Genomic DNA, 21,252 nt, shown 5'->3' with positions numbered 1-21,252 from the left:
TTGCGAATCGGCGCGGGTCGGGCACACTGAGAGCGTCGATCGAGTACAGGGGCAGCTGAATGTTCAAACCGCGCGAGGCAACCGCGGCACCTAGGCGCGTCGCTCTGCTACCCGCGGTGTTCGCCGCACTCACGCTGCTGATGACGGCGTGCACCAGCGACAAGGACGCCGTGGCGCCGCCGATCCCGACCCTCGATCGGTACTACCAGCAGACTCTGGTCTGGGGTGCGTGCTCGGACTATCCGGGCGGCGCGGACCTCGGCGCGGCCGGGATCGAATGCGCGCGGGTGACGGTGCCGATCGACTACGGCAAACCCGACGGCGACACCGCCCGGATCGCCATCTCCCGGCTGCGCGCCACCGGCACCCGGGTGGCGTCGCTGCTGACCAACCCCGGCGGCCCCGGCGCGCCGGGGCTGAGTTTGCCACGGGCGCTGGCAAAGTCGCCGGTGGCCGAGCATCTCGACGTGATCGGGATGGACGTGCGCGGGCTCGGCGCCTCGACCCCGCGGGTCAGCTGCCGCTCGGCCGCCGAGTACGCGACGGGTCAGCGGGTGCTCGGCCGGACCGACCCGCTCGCCGAGATCGACCAGATCGAGGAGGAGAACGAGGACTACGCCAACTCGTGTGCGCGCCGCACCGGGCTGACGCTGCTCCAGCACGTCGGCACCGTCGACGTCGCCCGCGACATGGACGTGGTCCGGGCCGCGCTCGGTGAGCAGAAGCTGACCTACTTCGGCGGGTCCTACGGCACCCGCCTCGGCTCGACCTACGCCGAGCTGTTTCCGGAGCGGGTGCGCGCGATGGTCCTCGATGCCCCCGTCGACCCCACCACGAACATCGGCGACGAGGTGATCACCGCCGCCGGGTTCCAGCAGGCCTTCGACGCCTACGCCGCCGACTGCGCCAAATCGCCGGACTGCCCGCTCGGCACCGATCCGAAGAAGGCGAACGAGAACTACCGCGCGCTGGTCAACCCGTTGATCCGACGCCCGGTCCACGGGCTCGACTACAGCGCCGTCACCACCGCGACCATCGCCTCGCTCTACCATCCCTCGTCCTGGCCGGACCTGACCAAGGGTTTGACCGACCTGGCCAAGGGCCGCAGTGAGGCGCTGCTCAGCGAAGCGGGCGCCTACGCGGACGCCTCCTCCGACGACGTGCACCGCGCGGTGCTCTGCCTGGAGGAGATCCGGGTGACCGACCGCGCGGTGGCGGCCGACATCGTCCGCCGATCCCGTAGCGCCGCTCCGGCTTTCGACGACGGCCTCGGCGACGCCGACAACAAGGCGCCGCTGGATGCCTGTGCGTTCTGGCCGGTCCCGCCGACCGCGCAGCCGCACGTGCCCAAGGTGACCGGACTGCCGAAGGTGGTGGTCGTCGCGGCGACCGGGGATCCGGCGACGCCGTACCCCGGCGGCGTCACCCTCGCCAAAACCCTTGGCGCGGCATTGATCACCTACGAGGGCACCCAGCACGGCGCGGCCTTCGAGGGCATCGCCTGCGTCGACGAACCGGTGGTGAAGTACCTGATCGATCTGACCCCGCCGGCCGACGGCCTGCGGTGCGCGAAATCGTGAGCCGCCGAGCTACCCGTCGACGACGACCACCTCCGGCGCGGGCAACGCGAACAAGGAGTTGGCGGCCAGCTTTTCGAGATGACGCAGCTGACGCTCGTGCACGACGATCCGGCGCAGTGCCTCGTTGATCGTGGCATTGCTCGTCGAGGTGCCCATCACGGCGGCCGCGGCGGCGAGCAACTTCTGGTCGAGATCGATCCGCACGGATTTCATGCGTCCTCCTAAGTACATTCGCCATTTTGCGCCATCGCGCTCGCTCATGTCCGGCAAATCGGGACAGAGTCGGCGAATTCACGGCGGCGGTCGGCGGGCACTGGTCAGCTCGTCGCCGGAATCCGTCGCCGGATGCCGGTAATTGCACAGCAAAGGACAGTCAGCTAGACAGTTTGCCAAGCTGCGAGGGCTTTTGTTGTCGGCAGGCTCGAGCGGTGCTTGCATCGACGTATGTTCACCGAAGCGCAGCTGTACTCACCGGTGACCCGGTCCGGCGACGGCGATGTGACCGTCCACCTCAGCGACGAGCACCCCGGCGTGCACGACGCGGACTACCGGGCCCGTCGCAATGCCATCGCCGCGCTCGCGCTCGATTACGCACCGGGTAAACCGGTTCCGCAGATCGATTACACCGCCGAGGAACAGCAGGTCTGGCGGATCGCGTCGGCCGAGCTGGCGCGCAAGCACCAGACCTACGCCTGCGCCGAGGTGCTGTCGGCCGCGGCCCGGCTCGCCCTGCCCGAGGACCACATTCCGCAGTTGAACGAGGTCTCGTCGGCGCTGGTGCCGCTGAGCGGATTCCGCTACGCACCGGCCGCCGGGCTGGTGCCGCTGCGCCAGTTCTTCGGCTCGTTCGCGGACCGGACCTTCCACTCCACCCAGTACATCCGGCATCACTCGGCGCCGCTGTACACCCCTGAGCCGGACGCCATCCACGAGATCATCGGCCACGCCAACCAGATCGCCAGCCCCCGCTTCGCCGCCATCTACGAGGCGGTCGGCGCGGCGGTCGGCCGGCTGGAGACCGAGCCGGCGCTGAAGTTCCTCGCGAACGTCTTCTGGTTCTCGATGGAGTTCGGCGTGGTCCGGGAGGCGGGCGAAGTCCGTTGTTACGGTGCGGGATTGCTGTCCTCCTACGGCGAGATCGAGGAGTTCCGCGCGGCCGACCTGCGCCCGCTCGACGTCGCCGCGATGGGCACCGCGGTCTACGACATCACCCACTACCAGCCGATCCTGTACTGCGCCGAGTCGGTCGCCGAGATCGAGGACGTGGTCGGCGGCTTCTTCGCCTCGATGGACGACGAGACCCCGGACCGGCTGCGGCATTCGAGTCCGGCTGGGGCACAGTAGCTTTCACACGGCGGGCAGGGTGTTCAGTCCTGCTCGCCGGTCCGCTCCCGGCCGAGCGGCAACCCGGCTTCCAGCAGATCCAGCATCCGGCCGATGTTTTCGAGATTGGTCGGCGTCACTCGCGCGATGGCCAGACCCGCGCCGGTCAACGCGCCGGCGAGGACCCGGATATCGAAGTCGCGGGCGGTGCCGCCGACGCGTTCGGCCATCATGGCGGCGACCATCTCGATGTTGCGTTCCATTTCCCGGCCGATGGCCGAGCGCAGCTCGGGCACGTGATAGACCAGCGCCTGACGTTCCTGCTCGAAGGCCAGCGCCGACGCGGGCAGCGTGGTGAACACCTCCGCGATCGCGTTCCGCAGTGCGGTCAGCGGCGCGATGTCCGGTGGCTGCGCCCGGACCGCCGCGATCAGCAACGGGTCCATGTCGTCGGCGAGCACCAGCTGCTCCTTGGTCGGGAAGTAGCGGAAGAAGGTGCTCGGCGACACCTCGGCGGCGGCCGCGATCTGCTCGACCGTGGTATCGCTGTATCCCTGCTCGCGGAACAGCCGGAACGCTTCTTCGCGAATCGTCCGGCGGGTCCGCTCCTTCTTCCGCTCACGCAGGCCGTGCACCGCAGGCTCTTCTCCGGACAATTCAACCGACATGAGTCGATTCTGACTGATCGGCGGCCCGGACGGTGCCACCGACGACCTCCAGATCCGCCGACTCCAGCTCAGCGGGCCGCTTCGCCCGGATGGCGACGGCGGCAAGTATCGCGGCCACCGCACACAGGCCAGCGCAGACCCACAGCATCGCGGCCATGCCGCCGACGAACGCGCTCTGCACCTGGTGCAGCACCGCCGAGTCGCCGAGCTGGTGCGCCGCCGCGACGCCCGCGTTCACGCCGTCGGAGATCGGATCGCGGTTCAGCGAGCCGAGGTCCGAGCGGTACTGGGTGGCCAGCACCGTGCCGAGAATCGCGACGCCGATGGTGCCGCCCGCTTGGCGCAGCGCCTGGATCAACGCCGAACCCGAACCCGACCGTTCCGCGGTGAGCTCGCCCATCGCCAGGCCCATCGCGGTCGGCATCGCCAGACCCATGCCGGCGCCGAGCACGGTCGTCCACAGCGCGGTGAAGCCGTATCCGCTGTCCACGCTGGTCATCGCGCCCAGTCCGAGCGCACCGGCCAGCAGGGCGAAACCGAGCGCGAGCAGCCATCGGGTGCCCAGCTTCGGCAGGATCTTGTCGCCCAGCCTGCTGCCGACGATCAGCCCGCCGATCAGCGGCAGCAGTCGCAGGCCGCTACCCAGCGCGTCCACCCCGAGCACCGCCTGGAAGTACTGCGGCACGGTGAAGAACATGCCGAACATGGCGAAGTTGACCACGATGGAAAGCCCGGTGCCCCAGCGGAATCCGGTGTTCTCGAACAGCCCGAGATCGATCAGCGGATGCGCCGACCTGCGCTGCCAGAGCACGAACGCGCCGAGCAGCAGCACACCGGCGACGACGATGGCCCAGGCCGACAGACTGCCCCAGCCGAGGTCGCCGATCCGGATGAAGCCGTAGGTGAGACCGAGCATGCCCGCCGCCGAGAGCAGCACGCCGGGGACGTCGACGCGAAGCTGGTTCGCGCTGCGCGATTCCGGCACCAGCGCGAAGACCGCGAGCGCACCGATGATCACCATCGGCACGTTGATCAGGAAGACCGAACCCCACCAGAAGTTCCGCAGCAGCCAGCCGCCGAGGATCGGGCCCAGCGGCAGGCCGAGCGCGGTCGAGGTCACCCAGATGGTGAGCGCGCGTTGCCGTTGCGCGGGCTCGGGGAACAGCGACGGCAGCACCGACATGGACAGCGGCATCATCGCCGCCGCGCCGACGCCGAGCACCACCCGTGCGGCGATGAGCTGGCCGGACGAGGTGGCGAACGCGCAGGCCAGCGACGCGGCGCCGAAGATCAGCAGCGCGCCGAGCAGGAATTTCTTGCGCCCGTAGCGGTCGCCGAGCGCACCCGCGGGCAGCATCAGCGCGGCGAGCGCGAGCGTGTACGCGCCGGTGAACCATTGCAGCGCAGCGGTATTCGCGTGCAGATCGACGGCGAGCGTGGGCAGCGCCACGGTCAGCACCGTGGTGTCGAGCCCGATGGTCAGCATGGCCAGCGCCAGCGCGCCGAGCGCCAGCCAGCGCCGAGTCGCGTCTGTTTTCATGACCCCTCCGAAAGTGATAGAAGCTACTTTTTGATAGTAGCTCTCATTTAGTAGCTTCTGTCAATACCCCGCTCCGGCGTGCATTCGGCCGACCCGCCGTGGAATCGCTAGGCTCGCGAACGATGAAGATCCGGGACTCGCGCCGCCGCGCCACACTCCGCCTCGGTTCCGCGCTGGCTGCCTTGGCGGTGATCGCGGGGACGGCCGTTCCGGCGCTCGCCGCGCCGGCGCCGAGCACACCGACGACGCCGTTCACCACCCCCAATACCGACGGCTGCCCGCAGAAAACGCGGCCGCCCGCGCCGATCGACGAATCCGAGGTGCCGGCGCCCGGCGAGCCGACGCCGACCGCACTGCCCATCCCCACCCCGCCGGTCGGCGGCGGCCGGCTCGGCGAGTGCGGCGCGGTGCTGCCCAAGGGGGCGCCCCCTGCGCCGCAAGACATTTCGGCGACTGCCTGGCAACTGTCGGACCTGGACACCGGCGAGGTGCTCGCGGCCAAGGACCCGCACGGCCGCTACCGGCCCGCCAGCACCATCAAGGTGCTGCTCGCCACGATCGCGCTGCGCACCCTGGACCTGAACAAGACGGTCATCGGCACCGAGGACGACGCGAACGCCGACGGCACCCGGGTCGGCATCGGACCCGGTGGCCGCTACACCAACCGCCAGCTCATGCAGGGCCTGATCATGGCCTCCGGCAACGACGCGGCGCACGCTATCGCCACCCAGCTCGGCGGCGAAGCGGCCACCGTCGCGAAGATGAACGAGCTCGCGAAGTCGTTGGGCGCCTTGGACACTCGCACCGCCAGCCCGTCCGGCCTGGACGGACCGGGCATGAGCACCTCGGCATATGACCTGTCCGTCCTGTTCCGCGAGGCCATGACCATTCCGCTGTTCGCCGAGTTCATCCACACCGAGCAGATCGACTTCCCCGGCTATCCCGCGAACCCGAAGATCGAGGGTGACAAAGACCACCCGGGCTTCCCCATCGGCAACGACAACCACCTGCTCTACGACTACGACGGCGCCCTCGGCGGCAAGACCGGTTTCACCGACGACGCCAGGCAGACCTTCGTCGCCGGCGCCGAACGCGACGGTCGCCGGCTCTCCGTCACCCTGCTCAAGGCCGACGTCCGGCCGTTGCGCCCGTCCGACCAGGCGGCCCGCCTGCTCGACTACGGCTTCGCCCTCCCCCGCGGTGCGTCCGTCGGGAAACTCCCCGAGCCCGATCGCAAGCAATCGAAAACCGGTGCGGCCCTTGCCTCCCCGCCGCCGAGGGACCAGGATTCCCGTCCGCTGGCCGAGGACGGGCACGGCGACAACCGCACCGTCTGGATCGTCGGCGGCGTCATCCTGGTGCTCGCGCTGTTGCTCGGTGCGCGGCGGATGAACCGGCGGCGATAGCACCGGCCTCTCGACTGCCTGGCGGCCTCGTCCGGGCCGCCGGCGAGTGCCAGGTTCGAAATCGCACCCCGCATCGTGCAATGTTCGCGGCGATGGAACCGTTTCGCGCGACGCTGCGTCTATGGCTTGTGTAGGCGATTTCCGTCGACCGGATGCGGTCGCTGCAGGCGATGGGGTGCGTTGACTTGGCTGGAATTCTTGGCGTGGACATCGAGGTGCTGGGCAAGACCGTCCAGTCACTACGCGGCGCCGAGCAGGTGCTCAACGACGCGATGACGGCGATGACCAGGGACGGTCACGGCGATATCGGCACGACGGTGCTCAATGACGCCGCCGACAGTTTCCAGCGCCGGTGGCACTTCGGCATCGAGCGGATCGGCGAGTCGGCCAAGGTCACCGCGGAGGGCGTGAGCAAGTGCCACGACGCCTACCAGGACGTCGACACCGCCATCGCCAAGGCGCTCGACCAGGTGACGGCCGCGATCGACGGAAAGACGCAGGCCGAGGCATGAGCGCCAACCCGTACCCCAACCTCGGGTTCAACCCGGTCCCCGGCGCCCCGACCGACGTCGCCGGCCTGCGCGGGCAGATCAACACCTCGGCCGACGCGGTCCGCGAAACCAACGACCTCCTCACCCGCCTGCGCAACAGCAACGACAACGTGTGGAAAGGCGACGCGGGCGACGCGTTCCGCGCCAACTTCGACGCCACCCTCGGCCAGGATCTCGGCTACGCGCAGAAGTCCCTCGAACGCGCGATCAGCGTGCTCGACCAGTGGCACACCGATCTAGTCGGCTACCAGGACACAGCCAAGGGACTCGAAGCCGAGGCCGCCGACGCCGAAACCCAGCACACCCAGGCCGTCGCGACCCTGCAATCCGCCAAGTCCAACCCGGACCTCGCCCTGGCGAATGTGATGTTCACCGACCAGAGCGAACTGCGAGCCGCCCAAACCCGCCTCGACGCGGCCACCGCCCAGGTCCGTTCGGCGAGCACCGCCGTCGACAACTGGCAAGGCAAGATCGACTCCATCCGCCGGCGCGCCCGCGACCTGGAAACCCAGCACGACGGCACCGCCCGCCGCGCGGCCACCGAATTGGACGCCGCGGCAAAGGATTTCGCCCCTAGCCCGCCGGACAAGAGCATCTGGGATCGCATCGCCGACGCGGTGAAGGGCGTCGGGAAGTGGATCGACGAGCATCGCGAGGGCGTCCACCAAGCGCTGTCCATCATCGCCGCGGTCGGCGGTCTGGTCGCCCTGGTGACGCCCCCGCCGTTCGACATCATCGGCTTCGCGGTCGCCGCCGGCGCCACCGCGGGACTGCTGGCGCTGGACCTGTCGGATCCGGAGATACGTGACGGCTTGAAGAACGGAGAGCTGGATGCGTGGAAGACGGTCGGACTCGACTCACTCGGACTCGCCCCGGTCGGCGGAGCCGGCGTCGGCGTCGGAAAGGTCGGCTGGGGGTTGCTCCGCGGCGGCGATGCGGTCGCCGACGGCGCGCACGCCGCGCAGGCACTGGGTGGGCTGGAGCGGATCGGCGGCGCCGCCTACAACGCCGTGACCCACGAACCGGGGATCGTTTCGAAGGCGGCCGGGTGGGTTCCCGGCGTGCCCAAGGTGGTCGAAGCGCTGAGCCTCGACAGTGCGACGCGCACTGTGTTGCAAGCTACCGGCGTAGCCGGAAAGCACGCCGAAGCCGTGACCGCCGCCGAGGCCATCGACTTGTTCTCCCGTTCCGGCAAGGTGGTCAATTCCATCCTCGACCCCGTGCTGTCCCGGTAGCGGGTGATCGACGTGTCTGCGCCCGAAGCCTCCGCGCCCCTGTCGATCACGATGGACATACCCGCCGGATACGTCGCGCTTCCGCTGGACGACATCGACGGCTCGATAGCCCGCACCGCATCGATGTTCGCCGAACTCGGCCCCGGCACCGTGAGTTCAGCGGCGCCCGCTGTGCTGCAAGCGTTGAGAGTGCTGCTCACCAGGGTCACCCAGGTGAACGCGGTCTATTGCGGTCTCGGCCGGCATTCGGCCGCCGACGGACAGCCGATATCGTCCAATCTGATTGTCTCGCTGCATGAATACGGCGAACGACAGAATCCGCGCTTGACCCTGGCGGACGTATTGACGGCAAGCAGCGGCGGTGGCGAGACCTTCGAGAATATCGAGTTCATCGAGATATCGGAGCGGCCGATTCTCCTGTTCGATCGGCGGAGAACGCTCCCGGCTCCCGATCTCGCCGATCGAACATCCGCCGAGCTCGACCAGAAGGTGTATCAACTGGAGGCCGTTGTTCCCGCACCCGACGGCGCCGCCGTTGCCGCCATCGAGTTCTCGACGCCGTTCGTCGAATACGGCGAGGAATTCGTTCCGATGATCGCGGCGATGGCCGCCTCCGTGGATTTCGGCACGCCAGTCGCCCAGCCCGGCACTTCCTCCTCGCTGGATCTGTGAGCCGATGATCATGACGAACGAACCGCCGGCCAAGTCGTGCCCGGAGACCAGGGCTGCGATGCGAAAGGGCAGGGCCATCCGCTGGCTCCTGTTACTGATCGGCCTGGGCTGCCTGCCGCTCACCGTGTTCCTGATCGATGTCCAGCCCCGGGTCACCTCGAGCAACCTGGCGAAACTGGTCTCGCTCGGCATAAATCTGTCGGCGGCGAGCATGACGGTCGGGCTGATCTTCGGCGGGGTGCTGCTGTGGATCAACCGGAGAAGGCGCAAGGCGCTGAGCCGCTATCCCTGGTCGTCCTGGCCGGTGAACTACCTCGCCACCGGACGCTACGAGTGGGTACAACTGCTCGATCGGAATCGCCTGCCGGTATCCACCCTCATCCTGAGCACCTGGCCCAAAGATCTCGGAAAGCTGGTGAACCACAACACCTCCGAGATCTGGTTCGCCGGCGACCCGATGAAGTACGGGATCATCTCCAGACCGGGCGGCGGCGATCTGCGTTACGCCTACCGCTCCGGTTCCAGAACCCCGCCGCAGCTCACCTTCCGGACGAACGAGCCGAGCGATCAACCGGATCGGAGCACCTCGTCGCGACCCGAGTACCAGCTGACCCGGGAGCGCGGACGCCTCTCGATGAAGCCGGTGGACGAATCGCAGGGACAGCCGAAACGGCATGGTGGGAAGGAGGATTCCAGATATCCCTCGCCGCGCACGCTGCGCCGCACCATCGCCTTCATCCTCGATTGGGTCATCCATGTGGGATGTGGTGTCGGAGCCGCGATTGCCGTGAGTCCCGAGTTCTCCACGGACGCTGCCGCACGGCACGACTGGCAGCATCTCGGCGCCAATCCCGCTGTGGCGGTGGGCTTCTTTCTCGCCGCATCCGCATTCGACCGGATCATCATCCAGTCGATGATCCATACAACGATCGGCAAAGCGCTGTTCGGCTTGGTCGTCATTCGCCCTCAGGACGGCAGGTACCCGTCATTCGGCCGACTACTGGCGGTGTGGCTGTTCCATGTTTATCTGCCGCTCGGCATCTGGGGTGGCGCCGGCCCGGACCAGATCGAGGATTACTTCCTGCCCGCCGTGCGACGGCGCGATATGCCGCAGGGCAGTTCGGCGTGAACTGTGCGCGAATTCCTATGTCGGAGAGGACAACAGTGAGTCACTGGCGACACGATCGAGGATGGCTGCGGCCGCTGCCCGCGCCGGAGGAAAGCTCGCACTCACCGGCCGCGCGGTCGGCGCAGGGTCGAAAGCGCAAGGGCCGCAAGGGCTCCTGCGCCGAAGAAGGTGGCTCCCGCGCCGACGGAGAGTTCGCGGGCTGACGTGCGCGGGGCGATGATGGCGGCGGGCGGCGCGGGGATGTCGGCTTCGCGCTCGTTGTCGGAGGCGGTGGCGGCCCAGGCCGTGGCGAACAGGATGATGCGGTAGGTGACGTAGCTGAAGACCATCAGGCCGATGATCGAACCGAAAGCAGCGCCCGCGGGGCTGCTCAGCACCTTTTGCAGGTAGATCGAGGCGACGAACTTGAATACCTCGAAGACCACGGCGGCCAGAGCTGCGGCCTTGGCCGCGCTGGCCAGGGTGACCGGTTCGCGGGGCAGCCGGGCGATGATCCAGGCGAACACCGCCCAGGAGGCGAGGAAGCCGAGCAGGATCGACGCCTGCGCCAGCAGCAGCCGGGCGCCGGGCAGGTGCGACAGGCCGAGGCTGATCAGCAGCCGCGCGCCGAGGGTGCTGGAGGCCAGCGCGGAAAGCCCGAGGGAGACAACGAAGGCCAGACCGAGACCGAGTAGCGCGCCGAGATCGGACAGCTTGGCCAGGAACCAGTTCTGGTCCTCGCTCTTCTGCTCCCACTGCTCGGTCAGCGCCGCCCGCAGGTTGGCCATCCAGCCGAGCCCGGACCAGATCCCGGCCAGCAGACCGATGACGCCGACCGTGCCGCGCGACTCGATCGCCTTGTCGATCAGCTCGTTCAGCTGCTCACCGAGGGAGCCGGGAATGTTGTCGACGATCTTGGTCTGCACCTCGCTGAGCAGATCAGGATTGCTGGACAGCACGAAACCCGCGATCGCGAAGGCGACCATCAGCAGCGGAAACAGCGACAGCACGGTGAAATACGTGATGCCCGCCGCGTAGTAGTCGCCGCGCTGGCGCTGATATCGCCCACCCGCGCGCACCAGATGGTCCAGCCATGGCAGCGCCTGGATCCGTCGCTCGATCCCGGCCTTGATGTTGTCGATCACCTGCACCAGTTCGCCCCTTCAGGAGAGATCTCGCAGGTGCCGCCGCTAGCGGGCCAGCAGGCCCACTCGGTCGTATACCTGTGCGAGGGTGTTGCCGGCGATCTCTCGCGCACGCTCGGCACCGGCGGCGAGGATACGGTCGAGTTCGCCCTGATCCGACAAGTACTCTCGCACCTTCGCCTGCAAAGGCGTGACAAATTCGACCAGCGCGTCGGCCACATCGGATTTCAGGTCGCCGTAGCCCTTGCCCGCGTAATCCTTTTCGAGCGTGACGATCGGGCTGCCGGACAGCGAGCTCAGGATCACCAGCAGGTTGCTCACGCCCGGCTTCTGCTCCGGGTCGTAGCGGATCTCCCGCTCCGTGTCGGTGACCGCGGAACGGACCCGCTTGGCGGTGATCTTCGGATCGTCGAGCAGGTTGATCAGGCCCGCGTCGCTGGACGCCGACTTGCTCATCTTCGAGGTCGGATCCTGCAGGTCGTAGATCTTGGCGGTGCCCTTCTCGATGTGCGCCTCGGGCACCACGAAGGTCTTCTTGAACCGGGTGTTGAAGCGCTGCGCCAGGTTTCGGGTCAGCTCCAGATGCTGGCGCTGATCCTCGCCGACCGGCACCTGGTGCGGGCGGTAGAGCAGGATGTCCGAGGCCATCAGCACCGGGTAGGTGAACAGCCCGACCGACGCGTTGTCCGAGCCCTGCTTGACCGACTTGTCCTTGAACTGGGTCATCCGGCTGGCCTCGCCGAAGCCGGTGATGCAGCTGAGCACCCAGGCCAGCTCGGCGTGCTCGGGCACCTGGCTCTGCACGAACAGCGTCGACTTCTTCGGGTCGATGCCGAGCGCGAGCAGCTGCGCGGCGGCGGCCTTGGTCTGCGCCTTCAGCGCTTTCGGATCCTGCGGCACGGTGATCGCGTGCAGGTTCGGGATGAAGTAGAGCGCGTCGTAGTCGTCCTGCATGGTCACCCAGTACTGCAGCGCCCCAAGGTAGTTGCCGAGGTGGAACGAGGTACCGGTGGGCTGGATCCCGGAAAGGACGCGCTGCTTACGTTCAGCGGCCGGGGCTTCTGCAGGAACGGACATACCCCGATCTTTCCATGCCCTGCCCACCCGTCGCCCGACCACCGCCCCTCAACGAGTCGCTGCGCGACGCTGCTCAGGTGGATTTCGCTCCACCCAGTTGCGCGGGTCGACCCCCGGCATACTCGGCCGCCCCTTGGTGACCAGCTTGTGCTCGCGCCGCGAAACGAGCTTGTAGACCGGCGCGCTCGGCCCGGCCAGGGTGCCGCGCAATACCGGCGGTACCAGCGGCGTCGTCACGTGCGCGGTGCGCACGGCCTGGGCGAGCGCCCGGTACGCGACCTGGTCGGCGAGCCCCCAGCGCATGCCGTACATCTGCCGGATCCGCGGCGGCAGACTGCCCTGCACCAGCAGGAAGAATGCGGAGGTGACCTGCTGCATGGGCATCCGCTGTGGGTACGGCACGCGCTGGCCGGCCAGGTAGGAGCCGACCAGCCGGGCCTCATCGGTGAGGAACAGTTCGTCGGAGGCGAGGTAGGCGTCGAAGGACGCGCGGAACTCCGGGTAGCTGCCCGGCGCCGCGTCCGCGGGCATGCCGAACAACTCGGCCCAGCGCACGTAGTCCTGGTACAGGCCCTCGCGCTCGCCGTCGGTCAGGGTGCGGACCAGCAGGTCGTACATCACCTCGGCGGAGTCGAAGGTGAACGCCATCGTCATGTACATCAGGTGCGGGTCGAGCGCGGAGTAGCCGGTGCCCGCCGGGTGGTGCGGGCCGGCGTCTTCGGGCAGGGCGCCGCGGACCTTGGCGTGTTTGTTCGTGGTGAAAGCCAGCGCGCGATCCGCCTCGGCCTTGCTGCCCAGGAACACGGCCTCGAAGAGATGACCGGTGAGCGAGAGCCGGGTGTACGGCGTCATCCGATGCTCGGTGTTCTCCGCGGTGCCGACGTAGAGCAGCGGGTGCACCGCGCCGACGACCAGGGCACGCTGGCCGTAGGTCAGGCCGACGGCCCGCTTGCTCATCACCCGCCGGGCCATGGAGTGGTCGCTGAAATAACCGGGCTCGGACATTGCTGCCTCCTCATCGAGAGCATCTGGCAACAGCATCCGCCAGATTCGGCAATCTGGCAATACTCTCTGCCAGATTGGAGCCGTGCCAGAATCGACTCGTGACTGCATCGCGAAGCGATTCCGTGGGGGGTGGCGGTCGGGCGGCGGGCGGGCCAGCCCAACGGACGTATGGAGGGATCACCGCCGAAGAACGGCGGGCGCAGCGACGGGCGGCATTGCTGGAAGCCGCATTGGAGATCATCGGCAGCCAAGGGTTGGCCAAGCTGACGGTCTCCGGCCTGTGCGCACAGGCCGGGCTCAACGAGCGGTATTACTACGAGAGCTTCGACAGTCGTGATGCCGTGCTGACCGCGCTCGTCGACACCATCGCCGAGGAACTCGCGGTCGCGATCGTGGCAGCGGTCGGCACCGCGCCGAAGGACTCGCGGGCGACGGCGCGGGCCGCGATCGCGGCGGGCATCCACCTGCTCACCGACGATCCGCGCAAGGCCAAGGTCACGCTGGTCGCCGGCATGGCGACGCCGGAATTGCGGGCGCGCACAACGGAAACGGTGCGGGTGTTCGCGCGGATGGTCGCCGCGGAGGGGATCGACTTCTACGGGATCGATGATCCGGACTCCGATCCGGCGATCGACTTCCGGGCCAACTATCTGGTCGGTGGCCTGGTGCAGACGCTCACCGCGTGGTTACAGGGCGAACTGCCGCTCACCCGCGACGAGCTGATCGAGCACACCACCGACGTGTTCGTCCTGCTCGGTGAGGATTTGGCGCGCCGATTGGCGTGAGCCGGTTCAGAGTTCCAGTGTGACGTCGTGCAACCCGGGCGATTCCCCTTGCAGGACAACGCGGAACGGGATGCCCCTGCGCGACCAGTAGTCGGCGCAGTCGCGCATCGCCTCGGCGAACCAGTCCCGCGCGGTCGGCTCCTCGGCCAGCAGATGGACCGAATCCCGCACAACGACAACGTATCCCGTGCCTTCGCCGACGAAATCGTCCAGGTCGCGCAGGCATTCGTCGAAGGCGTCCTTGTTCTCGCCGAAGTAGTACGGGAATTGCAGCGCCGAGGCGACCTCGTCGAACAGCCGCCCGAGCGTGCGCATCTTGGTGCCGCGCAGTTCGCGCACCAGGTAGCCGGACGGCGCGCGGTAGCGCACACCGCTCAGCTCGGCCGCGTCCACGACGGCCGCACCGAGCGCGGGCGCGGCGCCGCGTTGCGCGCGCGATTCGGTCTCGACCGGGCGGGCCAGGAACTGCGACAACGGAATTACCTTGGACATCAGCGCATCCTCGTGAAGGTCTCGTAGTGGTCCCCGGTGTACCAGGCCGATCCGTCGCTGCCGGTGACGATGCGCTCGGCGTCTCTGGATCGGCCACGCTGCTTGGGATTCACATCCCACTCCTGGTAGGTGATCGGTTTGCCCGCACCGTCTTTGGCGGCCAGCGTGCCCGCGCGATTCATCCAGCGGTCACCGCCCTTGGTGCCGGGCGCGTTCGCCGAATCGGGCCAGCGGCCGGCGTCGATTTCGCGCAGGGTGTCGTAGGCCTTGCCGGGTACGCCCGGTGCGCGGCTGGTCGGCGGGGCCGGTTCCGAGGCCCGCGGTGCGCCGGGAACCGGTGCGCTGGTGGTGGCACGCGCGGTGGTGCTGGTCGCGACGGTGTCGTTGCCGCCGCCGCGCAGTCCGAGGACTGCGACGACGACCAGCGCGACCGCCACCACGCCCAGCATCGCCAGCGTGCGAATTGCCTTCGGCGACAGGTTCATCGGTATTGCACCGTGACCGGCGCGTGGTCGGACCAGCGCTGGTCGTAGGCGGCGGCGCGTTCCACCACGGCCTGCTTGGCGCGCGCCGCGAGATCGCCGCGGGCGAGTTGGTAGTCGATGCGCCAGCCGGTGTCGTTGTCGAAGGCGCGGCCGCGGTAGGACCACCAGCTGTACGGGCCGGGGACCGCCGGATGCAGTTGGCGCACCACGTCGACGTAGCCCGCGGCGAGCAGTTCGTCGATCCAGGCGCGCTCCTCGGGGAGGAATCCGGCCGCCTTCAGGTTGCCCTTCCAGTTCTTCAGGTCGAGTTCGGTGTGCGCGATGTTCCAGTCGCCGCTGACCACGAAATCACCGGTGCGTGCGGTCAGGTAGGCGCCGAGTTCGGCCAGGTAGCGGTACTTTTCGTCCTGACGCGGGGTGCCCTCCTCACCGGAGTGCACGTACACGCTGGCAACCGTGACGTCACCGAAGTCGGCCTCGAGGTACCGGCCGGACGCGCCGAATTCACTGCTGCCGAAGCCGATTCGGACCGCGTCCGGTTCCCGCCTGGACAGGATCGCGACTCCGGCCCGGCCCTTGGACTCCGGCTCGGCCTGCGCCAGCCACCAGCCTTCGGCGAGTGCGGGCGCCAGCGCCGCTCTGGTCTGCTCGTCGGTGGCCCTTGTCTCCTGGACACAGACGATGTCGGCCTCCGTCGCGGCGAGCCAGGCAAGCATGCCTTTGCCCGCGGCCGCGCGGACGCCATTTACGTTCACAGTCGAAATGATGTAGGCCACCGCACGACCGTACAATGCTGGTCAGATGAATTCCCTCGGACACCGCTGTCCAGGAAAGGGTGATGACGATGCCGTCTGACACCGCCAAGCCCGCAGGCCCCAAAGACGCCGCGCGGACGCCGGTCCCCACCAAGCCCAAGCCGGAGCTGCCCAAGGCCGTCAAGGCATTGCATATGGGTTCAGGTGACCCGCTGCTCCTGTTGCACGGCTTCATGATGTCGCCGCATTGCTGGGAGAAGACCGCGACGCGGCTGGCCAGCCAGTGCGAGGTGTACGCGCCCGCCTTCGCCGGGCACTGGGGTGGCGAGCGTGCCGACGGCTGGTCGGTCGACGTGCAGACGCTGGCCGACCGCATCGAGGATCAACTCGACGAACTCGGCTGGCGCACCTGCCACATCGCGGGCAACTCGCTCGGCGGCTGGGTCGGGGTCGAGCTCGCGCGGCGCGGCCGGGCCCGCACGCTCACCCTGGTCGCCCCGGCCGGTGGCTGGCACGCGCCGTCGCTCACTCAGCTGCGGATCAATCTGAAGTTCCTGTCGCTGGTGCCGGTCGTCGAAATCGGTAAGCGGCTAGGAGGTTTCGCGATCAACAACCCGATCGCGCAGCGATTCACGCTGCTGTGGCTGAGCAAGAACGCGGCCGCGGTCTCCCGGCGCGACACCGCGGCCGCCATCATGGCCGCGCTGCACTGCCCGTCCATGGTGCCGTTCCTCGTCGGCAGCCTGCGTGGGCCTGAGCAGGAAGACCTGTCCACGCTGGCGACACCGGTCCGGTTGCTGCTCTCCGAGTACGACCGCGTCATCCCCAATCGCGTGTACGCCCGCCGCTATCTGAAGGAACTCCCCGAGTCCGCCGACCGCATCGTGGTGCACGGCGTCGGGCACGTCCCGATGCTAGAGGCGCCGGACCGCATCGCCACCCTGATCGCCGAGCACGTGTACGCCAGCCGCAACCGGCTCCGCGCGGTGTGAGACACGGGATTTCCACAGGTCAGGAAGTTATCCCCAGAACGGAGAAAGGTCTCGATCCGGCGCCCGCCCGCGCCTACTGTTTCGAGGCATGGGGAGCACACAAACCGACCGCGCAGTGCATCGACTCCGCGGCGACGTCGACGGCCTGTACGAACTGAACAGCAAGATGAGCCGTGAGGCCCAGGAAGCCGACCGGGTGATCCGCGACACCAACCTAAGACTCCGACGGTTGTCGCGCACCTCCGGGCGACAATTCGGCGTGCTCCTCGCCGCCCACCGCCAACACGGGCATCGCCTGGACAGCGTGGAAGCGCTACTCGGAGAAGTGGCCACCCAGGTAAACCACCTGGCACCGCTACCAGCGCGAGTGGATGAGCTTGCGGAACAAATCGGTTGCATGGCACCGCAAGTGGGCGAGTTGGCGGAGCAAGCGAGCTGTCTGGCACCGCTACCAGCACGAGTGGACGAACTCGCGGAACAAGTGAGCCACCTGGCACCACTGCCAGCACGAGTCGGCGAGCTCGCAGAGCAAATGAGCCACCTGGCACCGCTACCGGCACGGGTGGATGAGCTTGCGGGACAGGTTGATTACCTGACTGAGCAAGTAGATCTGCTTGCACCGCTGCCGGAGCAAGTGGGCGGGCTCGCGGGGCGCGTGGACGGGATCGCCGGACAAGTAGACGGACTCACCGGGCGCATAGACGGGATCGCCGGACAAGTAGACGGGCTGTCGGGGCAAGTAGACGGACTCACGGGACGCGTAGACGGACTCACGGGACGCGTGGATGGACTCGCCGGACAAGTAGATGGGATCGCCGGGCAAGTGGACGGGCTGTCAGGGCGAGTGGATGGGCTTACTGGGCACGTGGACATCTTGACTGGGCATGTGAACGATCTGACCGGGCATCTGAACGATCTCACTGGGCATGTGGACGATATGACGGGGCATGTGAATCGGCTGACCGGGCGGGTGGATCATCTGACGGGGCGGGTGGACTATCTGACAGATCAGGTGGATCAGCTGGTGGAATTGCCAGGTCGGGTGTCCGGGCTGGAGGGGCAGGTGGGTGAGTTGGCGGTGGTGGTGCGGCAGAACTCGCAGACGCTGGATGTTGTGGTTGATTTGCTGCGGAAGGGGCAGCCTGCGCCGCTCGAGGGTGAGGGCTAGCCGACGTTCGGGACGCGGCGCTTCCTGTTCCCGTTTCATTTTAGCCTGGGCGACACTCGCAATACATCGGCCTGCGGGGCGATGTATTGCGGGTATCGGGCTCTTACTCTGTGGACCGGTCCGGTCGAGGCACAGGGTGGAGGGCACATGGATGAATTGACGGGCAAGGTCGCTGTGGTCACCGGGGCGGCCAGTGGGATCGGCCAGGGTATGGCCGAGGCATTTCTGGATGCGGGGATGCGGGTGGTGTTGAGTGATATCGAAGTAGATGCGCTGCATTCCACGACTGCCGAATTGCAGGGCAACGGGGCGGACGTGCATGCCGTGATCGCGGATGTTTCCGCGCCGGATGATGTTACGGAGTTGGCCGAGGCGACGCTGGAAAAGTATGGGGCCGTACATGTTCTGTGTAATAACGCGGGAGTTCACGCCGGTGGCCGGCCGTCCTGGGACAGCACGCTCGACGACTGGGAGTGGATCCTGGGCGTGAATCTGATGGGGGTTGTGCACGGGCACAGCATCTTTCTGCCGATCATGATCGAGCAGGACGAGCCGGCGCATATCGTCAACACGGCTTCGCTGGCGGCCTTGGTCGGCGGAAGCTCGCTATACGGTGCGACCAAGGCAGCGGTTGTCGCGCTGTCGGAAACCATTCACCACGAACTGGTCGGCGGTGGGTTCAAGCCACGGATATCGGTCCTCTGTCCCGGCTTGGTCGCCACGAATATCTTTGATTCGGAACGGAACCGGCCGACTCGTTATGCCGAGACCGGCCCGCGTCCGGCCGGCTGGGATATCGACGCCGCGCGGACGGCATTCGCACTCGGTACCAGCCCGCGAACAATCGGCGAGCAGGTGGTGCAGGCCATACATGAAGAGCGTTTCTATGTCCTGACCCACCCGGAATGGAACGGGCACATCGAACACCGAATGAAGCAGATCCTCAACGGCGACAACCCGACTCAATTGCCGCCGCCGGATATGTGATCGACGCTCAGGACGCTACATCGGACTGCTCGCGGCCGGTTCGGGGAAAGCCCAGCACCAGTCGGCAGACCTCGTCGGGGACGTCCAACTGCGGGCAATGGCCGACACCGGGCAAGGCGACGAACTCGCTGCCGGGCAGCATCGCGTGCAGCGCGCGGGCGGCGGACATCGGAATGATGCGGTCTTTGGTGCTGTGGACGACGAGGACCGGGCAGGCGACGACGAGATCGACGTGACCGGACGGGTGTTCGCGGGCGTAACGGGTCGCGTCCTGGCCGCGTGCCGCTACCGCGGCCATGTCGGGCACCGAACGGATTGCGGTGGTGAGGAATTCGGGATCGGCGACGACGCCGGGTCCGTAGACGAACAGTGCTACCGCGCGGCGCACACTCCAGCGCACCAGCGCGGCCGGAATGGGCAGGAGGCCGACCAGACGGAAGAACGTTCGGTACTCGCGCAGGCGACCGACGCGGGCCAGCCAGTGCCGGGCCAGCAGCGGCTCATCGAGCGAGACCACCGCGGTGACCTCGCCACCCGGATGCCGGGCGGCGGCGTGCAACGCGGTGGCGGCACCGAGGGAATTGCCGACCAGGACCAGTGGGCCGCGCTCGGCGATGATCGCATCGACGAAGCTGTCGAACTGCGGGGTCATCGGGCCAGGCCGGCGCTCATCCGCCAGGCCGAAGCCGGGAAGGTCGACGGCGAAAGCCGCACGGCCCGCGGCTTCCACAGCGGTGAGCACACCGCGCCAGGTATCCGCGCTATCGGCGTAACCATGCAGCAGCAGGATCGGCGTGCCGGACCCCGCGACGGAGAGAACGCGCGTGTTGACGCCGTCGTAGCGCGCGGTGGTTTCGGTGATCATCGGCCGGTTGCTCCTCGATGAGCACGCACCGATACGGCGCGTAGGACCAGCGGCGTTTCGATTGCGAGACCGGCGATCCCGGGTGCGCACGCCGTTGTAGCGCACCCGGGATTCGTAGCACGGTCAGGCCAGCAGACCCTTGGCGATGTGCGTCACCTGGATCTCGTTGCTGCCCGCGTAGATCATCAGCGACTTGGCGTCGCGCGCGAGCTGCTCCACCCGGTACTCGGTCATGTACCCGTTGCCGCCGAACAGCTGCACCGCCTCCATGGCGACCTCGGTGGCCGCCTCGGACGCGTAGAGCTTCATCGCGGACGCCTCGGCGAGCGTCGGCGGCTTGCCCGCGCGACCGCGCTCCAGCGTGTTGAACACCATGTTCTGCACGTTGATCCGGGCGATCTCCATCTTGGCCAGCTTGAGCTGGACGAGCTGGAAGCGGCCGATCTCCTGACCCCAGAGCTTGCGGTTCTTCGCGTAATCCAGGCAGAGCCGGTGACATTCGTTGATGATGCCCAGCGCCATGAAGGCCACGCCGACTCGCTCGGCGGTGAAGTTGGACCGCGCGCTCTCCCGGCCGTCGCCGCCCGTGTGCTCCTCGGTCTCGCCGAGCAGGCGGTCCTTGCCGAGCCGGACGTTGTCGAAGAACAACTCACCGGTGGGCGAGGCGTGCAGGCCCATCTTCTTGAACGGCTTGCCCTGGGTGAGCCCCTCCATGCCCTTGTCCAGGACGAAGGTGAGCACCTTGCGCTCGCGCTTGTCGCCGCCGTCGCCCTCGTCGACCTTGGCGTAGACGATCATCACGTCGGCGAACGGGCCGTTGGTGATGAAGGTCTTCTGGCCGTTGAGCAGGTAGTCGTCACCGTCGCGGCGGACGTAGGTCTTCATGCCGCCGAACGCGTCGGAGCCGGAGTCGGGCTCGGTGATCGCCCACGCCGCAACCTTTTTCATGGTCACGATGTCGGCGAGCCAGCGCTCCTTCTGTGCCAGCGTGCCGCGCGACATGATGGTGGTCGCGCCGAGGCCGATGCTGACGCCCATCGCGGTGACCAAACCCATGCAGACACCGGACAGTTCGCCGACCACCACCGCCATCAGCGATTCCTGCCCGGCGAACGGGCTACCGCCGGAAGACTTTTCCTTCTTCTTCTCCGGCAGCGGCTCGCCCGCGGCAATCGCCTCCGCTTTGGCGCGCTGCTTCGACAGCAGTTTCGCCACCGCCTCGCCGCCCATGGCGTCGATCCCGAACTCGCTGAACAGCTTCCGGATGATCGGATAGGGCGACAGTTCGCCGCTGTCGAGGGCGTCCAGGTTGGGCCGGATCTCCTTGTCGATGAACGTCCGCACGGCATCGCGGATCAAGACATCGGTCTCGGACCATTCGAACATCGTTGTTCTCCTTAACGTTGCGGCGAG

General features: G+C 67.6%; 22 protein-coding genes. 11 read left to right on the top strand and 11 right to left on the bottom strand.

Features of this window, described 5'->3' with window-relative positions; translation table 11 throughout:
* The first annotated feature begins 59 nt into the window (after positions 1 to 59).
* A complete protein-coding gene (locus tag F3087_RS23960) occupies positions 60 to 1,580 on the top strand; it encodes an alpha/beta hydrolase (RefSeq protein WP_150404268.1) in 1,521 nt (506 codons plus the stop codon).
* A gap of 9 nt (positions 1,581 to 1,589) precedes the next feature.
* On the opposite strand, the gene F3087_RS23955 is transcribed toward F3087_RS23960, so the two are convergent.
* Complete coding sequence (locus F3087_RS23955; RefSeq protein ID WP_150404267.1) at positions 1,590 to 1,793, bottom strand: type II toxin-antitoxin system VapB family antitoxin; 204 nt, start codon at positions 1,791 to 1,793, stop codon at positions 1,590 to 1,592.
* Positions 1,794 to 2,024: 231 nt separating this feature from the next.
* On the opposite strand from F3087_RS23955, the gene F3087_RS23950 reads away from it, so the two are divergent.
* Positions 2,025 to 2,924, top strand: coding sequence for a phenylalanine 4-monooxygenase (locus F3087_RS23950; RefSeq protein ID WP_150404266.1), 900 nt, complete (start codon positions 2,025 to 2,027; stop codon positions 2,922 to 2,924).
* Positions 2,925 to 2,947: 23 nt separating this feature from the next.
* Here F3087_RS23950 and F3087_RS23945 read toward each other — a convergent pair whose 3' ends face one another.
* Together F3087_RS23945 and F3087_RS23940 are read right to left on the bottom strand one after the other, a co-directional pair.
* Positions 2,948 to 3,571, bottom strand: coding sequence for a TetR family transcriptional regulator (locus F3087_RS23945; protein WP_150404265.1), 624 nt, complete (start codon positions 3,569 to 3,571; stop codon positions 2,948 to 2,950).
* Positions 3,561 to 5,111, bottom strand: coding sequence for an MFS transporter (locus F3087_RS23940; RefSeq protein ID WP_150404264.1), 1,551 nt, complete (start codon positions 5,109 to 5,111; stop codon positions 3,561 to 3,563). The genes F3087_RS23945 and F3087_RS23940 overlap by 11 nt, the downstream gene beginning before the upstream one ends.
* A 122-nt stretch (positions 5,112 to 5,233) precedes the next feature.
* Between F3087_RS23940 and F3087_RS23935 the strand changes: the two genes are divergently transcribed.
* The 5 genes from F3087_RS23935 to F3087_RS23915 all read left to right on the top strand — a co-directional run bounded on the left by F3087_RS23935 (position 5,234) and on the right by F3087_RS23915 (position 10,104).
* Positions 5,234 to 6,517 (top strand): D-alanyl-D-alanine carboxypeptidase family protein, encoded by a 1,284-nt coding sequence (locus F3087_RS23935; protein ID WP_150404263.1) that lies wholly within the window; start codon positions 5,234 to 5,236, stop codon positions 6,515 to 6,517.
* Between the two features lie 185 nt (positions 6,518 to 6,702).
* The gene (locus tag F3087_RS23930) at positions 6,703 to 7,029 is read left to right on the top strand and encodes a hypothetical protein (protein ID WP_150404262.1); all 327 of its coding nucleotides are present in this window, start codon (positions 6,703 to 6,705) and stop codon (positions 7,027 to 7,029) included.
* Positions 7,026 to 8,303, top strand: coding sequence for a hypothetical protein (locus F3087_RS23925; protein WP_150404261.1), 1,278 nt, complete (start codon positions 7,026 to 7,028; stop codon positions 8,301 to 8,303). The genes F3087_RS23930 and F3087_RS23925 overlap by 4 nt, the downstream gene beginning before the upstream one ends.
* Before the next feature lie 12 nt (positions 8,304 to 8,315).
* On the top strand, positions 8,316 to 8,975 hold the full coding sequence (locus F3087_RS23920; RefSeq protein WP_150404260.1) for a hypothetical protein: 660 nt from the start codon (positions 8,316 to 8,318) through the stop codon (positions 8,973 to 8,975).
* A gap of 10 nt (positions 8,976 to 8,985) precedes the next feature.
* A complete protein-coding gene (locus tag F3087_RS23915) occupies positions 8,986 to 10,104 on the top strand; it encodes an RDD family protein (protein WP_191094115.1) in 1,119 nt (372 codons plus the stop codon).
* Between the two features lie 101 nt (positions 10,105 to 10,205).
* Here F3087_RS23915 and yhjD read toward each other — a convergent pair whose 3' ends face one another.
* The 3 genes from yhjD to F3087_RS23900 are packed head-to-tail and all read right to left on the bottom strand — an operon-like array spanning position 10,206 to position 13,310.
* Positions 10,206 to 11,234: an inner membrane protein YhjD gene (gene yhjD / locus F3087_RS23910; protein WP_150404258.1), complete on the bottom strand. Its 1,029-nt coding sequence runs from the start codon at positions 11,232 to 11,234 to the stop codon at positions 10,206 to 10,208.
* Between the two features lie 39 nt (positions 11,235 to 11,273).
* A complete protein-coding gene (trpS, locus tag F3087_RS23905; RefSeq protein ID WP_150404257.1) occupies positions 11,274 to 12,305 on the bottom strand; it encodes a tryptophan--tRNA ligase in 1,032 nt (343 codons plus the stop codon).
* A gap of 48 nt (positions 12,306 to 12,353) precedes the next feature.
* Positions 12,354 to 13,310 (bottom strand): oxygenase MpaB family protein, encoded by a 957-nt coding sequence (locus F3087_RS23900; RefSeq protein ID WP_150404256.1) that lies wholly within the window; start codon positions 13,308 to 13,310, stop codon positions 12,354 to 12,356.
* Positions 13,311 to 13,408: 98 nt separating this feature from the next.
* On the opposite strand from F3087_RS23900, the gene F3087_RS23895 reads away from it, so the two are divergent.
* Entirely contained in the window at positions 13,409 to 14,095 is a 687-nt protein-coding gene (locus tag F3087_RS23895; protein ID WP_223885290.1) for a TetR/AcrR family transcriptional regulator, read from the top strand.
* Positions 14,096 to 14,101: 6 nt separating this feature from the next.
* Here the strand turns inward: F3087_RS23895 and F3087_RS23890 are convergent, their stop codons facing one another.
* Genes F3087_RS23890 through F3087_RS23880 form a run of 3 tightly spaced genes read right to left on the bottom strand, consistent with a single transcriptional unit; the run spans position 14,102 to position 15,788 of the window.
* Positions 14,102 to 14,587 carry a barstar family protein gene (locus tag F3087_RS23890; protein ID WP_150404255.1) on the bottom strand — a complete coding sequence of 162 codons (486 nt, stop codon included), beginning with the start codon at positions 14,585 to 14,587 and terminating at the stop codon, positions 14,102 to 14,104.
* Positions 14,587 to 15,072: a ribonuclease domain-containing protein gene (locus F3087_RS23885; protein WP_150404254.1), complete on the bottom strand. Its 486-nt coding sequence runs from the start codon at positions 15,070 to 15,072 to the stop codon at positions 14,587 to 14,589. Before F3087_RS23885 ends, F3087_RS23890 begins: the two co-directional genes overlap by 1 nt.
* Positions 15,069 to 15,788 carry an exodeoxyribonuclease III gene (locus F3087_RS23880; protein WP_396897582.1) on the bottom strand — a complete coding sequence of 240 codons (720 nt, stop codon included), beginning with the start codon at positions 15,786 to 15,788 and terminating at the stop codon, positions 15,069 to 15,071. Before F3087_RS23880 ends, F3087_RS23885 begins: the two co-directional genes overlap by 4 nt.
* A 122-nt stretch (positions 15,789 to 15,910) precedes the next feature.
* Here F3087_RS23880 and F3087_RS23875 point away from each other — a divergent pair, with 122 nt between their 5' ends.
* The 3 genes from F3087_RS23875 to F3087_RS23865 all read left to right on the top strand — a co-directional run bounded on the left by F3087_RS23875 (position 15,911) and on the right by F3087_RS23865 (position 18,974).
* Positions 15,911 to 16,819, top strand: a complete 909-nt coding sequence (locus F3087_RS23875) for an alpha/beta fold hydrolase (RefSeq protein WP_150404252.1) — start codon at positions 15,911 to 15,913, stop codon at positions 16,817 to 16,819.
* 88 nt (positions 16,820 to 16,907) lie between these two features.
* Positions 16,908 to 17,987: a hypothetical protein gene (locus tag F3087_RS23870; RefSeq protein ID WP_150404251.1), complete on the top strand. Its 1,080-nt coding sequence runs from the start codon at positions 16,908 to 16,910 to the stop codon at positions 17,985 to 17,987.
* Between the two features lie 147 nt (positions 17,988 to 18,134).
* Entirely contained in the window at positions 18,135 to 18,974 is an 840-nt protein-coding gene (locus F3087_RS23865) for an SDR family NAD(P)-dependent oxidoreductase (protein WP_191094114.1), read from the top strand.
* Between the two features lie 7 nt (positions 18,975 to 18,981).
* On the opposite strand, the gene F3087_RS23860 is transcribed toward F3087_RS23865, so the two are convergent.
* Together F3087_RS23860 and F3087_RS23855 are read right to left on the bottom strand one after the other, a co-directional pair.
* The gene (locus tag F3087_RS23860; RefSeq protein ID WP_150404249.1) at positions 18,982 to 19,839 is read right to left on the bottom strand and encodes an alpha/beta fold hydrolase; all 858 of its coding nucleotides are present in this window, start codon (positions 19,837 to 19,839) and stop codon (positions 18,982 to 18,984) included.
* 123 nt (positions 19,840 to 19,962) lie between these two features.
* Positions 19,963 to 21,225 carry an acyl-CoA dehydrogenase family protein gene (locus F3087_RS23855; RefSeq protein ID WP_150404248.1) on the bottom strand — a complete coding sequence of 421 codons (1,263 nt, stop codon included), beginning with the start codon at positions 21,223 to 21,225 and terminating at the stop codon, positions 19,963 to 19,965.
* Positions 21,226 to 21,252 lie beyond the last annotated feature (27 nt).

It is taken from the genome of Nocardia colli, from assembly GCF_008704205.1.
In the GTDB taxonomy this organism is placed as follows: Bacteria; Actinomycetota; Actinomycetes; order Mycobacteriales; family Mycobacteriaceae; genus Nocardia; species Nocardia colli.
The sequence above is the reverse complement of the archived record's forward strand: the minus strand, read 5'-3'. Positions and strand labels throughout refer to the sequence as shown.

Excerpts from the sequence above, each read along its gene's own strand:
- F3087_RS23900 (WP_150404256.1), bottom strand. The coding sequence starts at position 13,310 with ATGTCCGAGCCCGGTTATTTCAGCGACCACTCCATGGCCCGGCGGGTG.
- F3087_RS23935 (WP_150404263.1), top strand. The coding sequence starts at position 5,234 with ATGAAGATCCGGGACTCGCGCCGCCGCGCCACACTCCGCCTCGGTTCC.
- F3087_RS23865 (WP_191094114.1), top strand. The coding sequence starts at position 18,135 with ATGGATGAATTGACGGGCAAGGTCGCTGTGGTCACCGGGGCGGCCAGT.
- F3087_RS23885 (WP_150404254.1), bottom strand. The coding sequence starts at position 15,072 with ATGAACCTGTCGCCGAAGGCAATTCGCACGCTGGCGATGCTGGGCGTG.
- F3087_RS23945 (WP_150404265.1), bottom strand. The coding sequence starts at position 3,571 with ATGTCGGTTGAATTGTCCGGAGAAGAGCCTGCGGTGCACGGCCTGCGT.
- F3087_RS23950 (WP_150404266.1), top strand. The coding sequence starts at position 2,025 with ATGTTCACCGAAGCGCAGCTGTACTCACCGGTGACCCGGTCCGGCGAC.
- F3087_RS23860 (WP_150404249.1), bottom strand. The coding sequence starts at position 19,839 with ATGATCACCGAAACCACCGCGCGCTACGACGGCGTCAACACGCGCGTT.
- F3087_RS23925 (WP_150404261.1), top strand. The coding sequence starts at position 7,026 with ATGAGCGCCAACCCGTACCCCAACCTCGGGTTCAACCCGGTCCCCGGC.
- F3087_RS23940 (WP_150404264.1), bottom strand. The coding sequence starts at position 5,111 with ATGAAAACAGACGCGACTCGGCGCTGGCTGGCGCTCGGCGCGCTGGCG.
- F3087_RS23880 (WP_396897582.1), bottom strand. The coding sequence starts at position 15,788 with ATGCTTGCCTGGCTCGCCGCGACGGAGGCCGACATCGTCTGTGTCCAG.
- F3087_RS23855 (WP_150404248.1), bottom strand. The coding sequence starts at position 21,225 with ATGTTCGAATGGTCCGAGACCGATGTCTTGATCCGCGATGCCGTGCGG.
- F3087_RS23875 (WP_150404252.1), top strand. The coding sequence starts at position 15,911 with ATGACGATGCCGTCTGACACCGCCAAGCCCGCAGGCCCCAAAGACGCC.
- F3087_RS23915 (WP_191094115.1), top strand. The coding sequence starts at position 8,986 with ATGACGAACGAACCGCCGGCCAAGTCGTGCCCGGAGACCAGGGCTGCG.
- F3087_RS23955 (WP_150404267.1), bottom strand. The coding sequence starts at position 1,793 with ATGAAATCCGTGCGGATCGATCTCGACCAGAAGTTGCTCGCCGCCGCG.
- trpS (WP_150404257.1), bottom strand. The coding sequence starts at position 12,305 with ATGTCCGTTCCTGCAGAAGCCCCGGCCGCTGAACGTAAGCAGCGCGTC.
- F3087_RS23960 (WP_150404268.1), top strand. The coding sequence starts at position 60 with ATGTTCAAACCGCGCGAGGCAACCGCGGCACCTAGGCGCGTCGCTCTG.
- F3087_RS23870 (WP_150404251.1), top strand. The coding sequence starts at position 16,908 with ATGGGGAGCACACAAACCGACCGCGCAGTGCATCGACTCCGCGGCGAC.
- F3087_RS23890 (WP_150404255.1), bottom strand. The coding sequence starts at position 14,587 with ATGTCCAAGGTAATTCCGTTGTCGCAGTTCCTGGCCCGCCCGGTCGAG.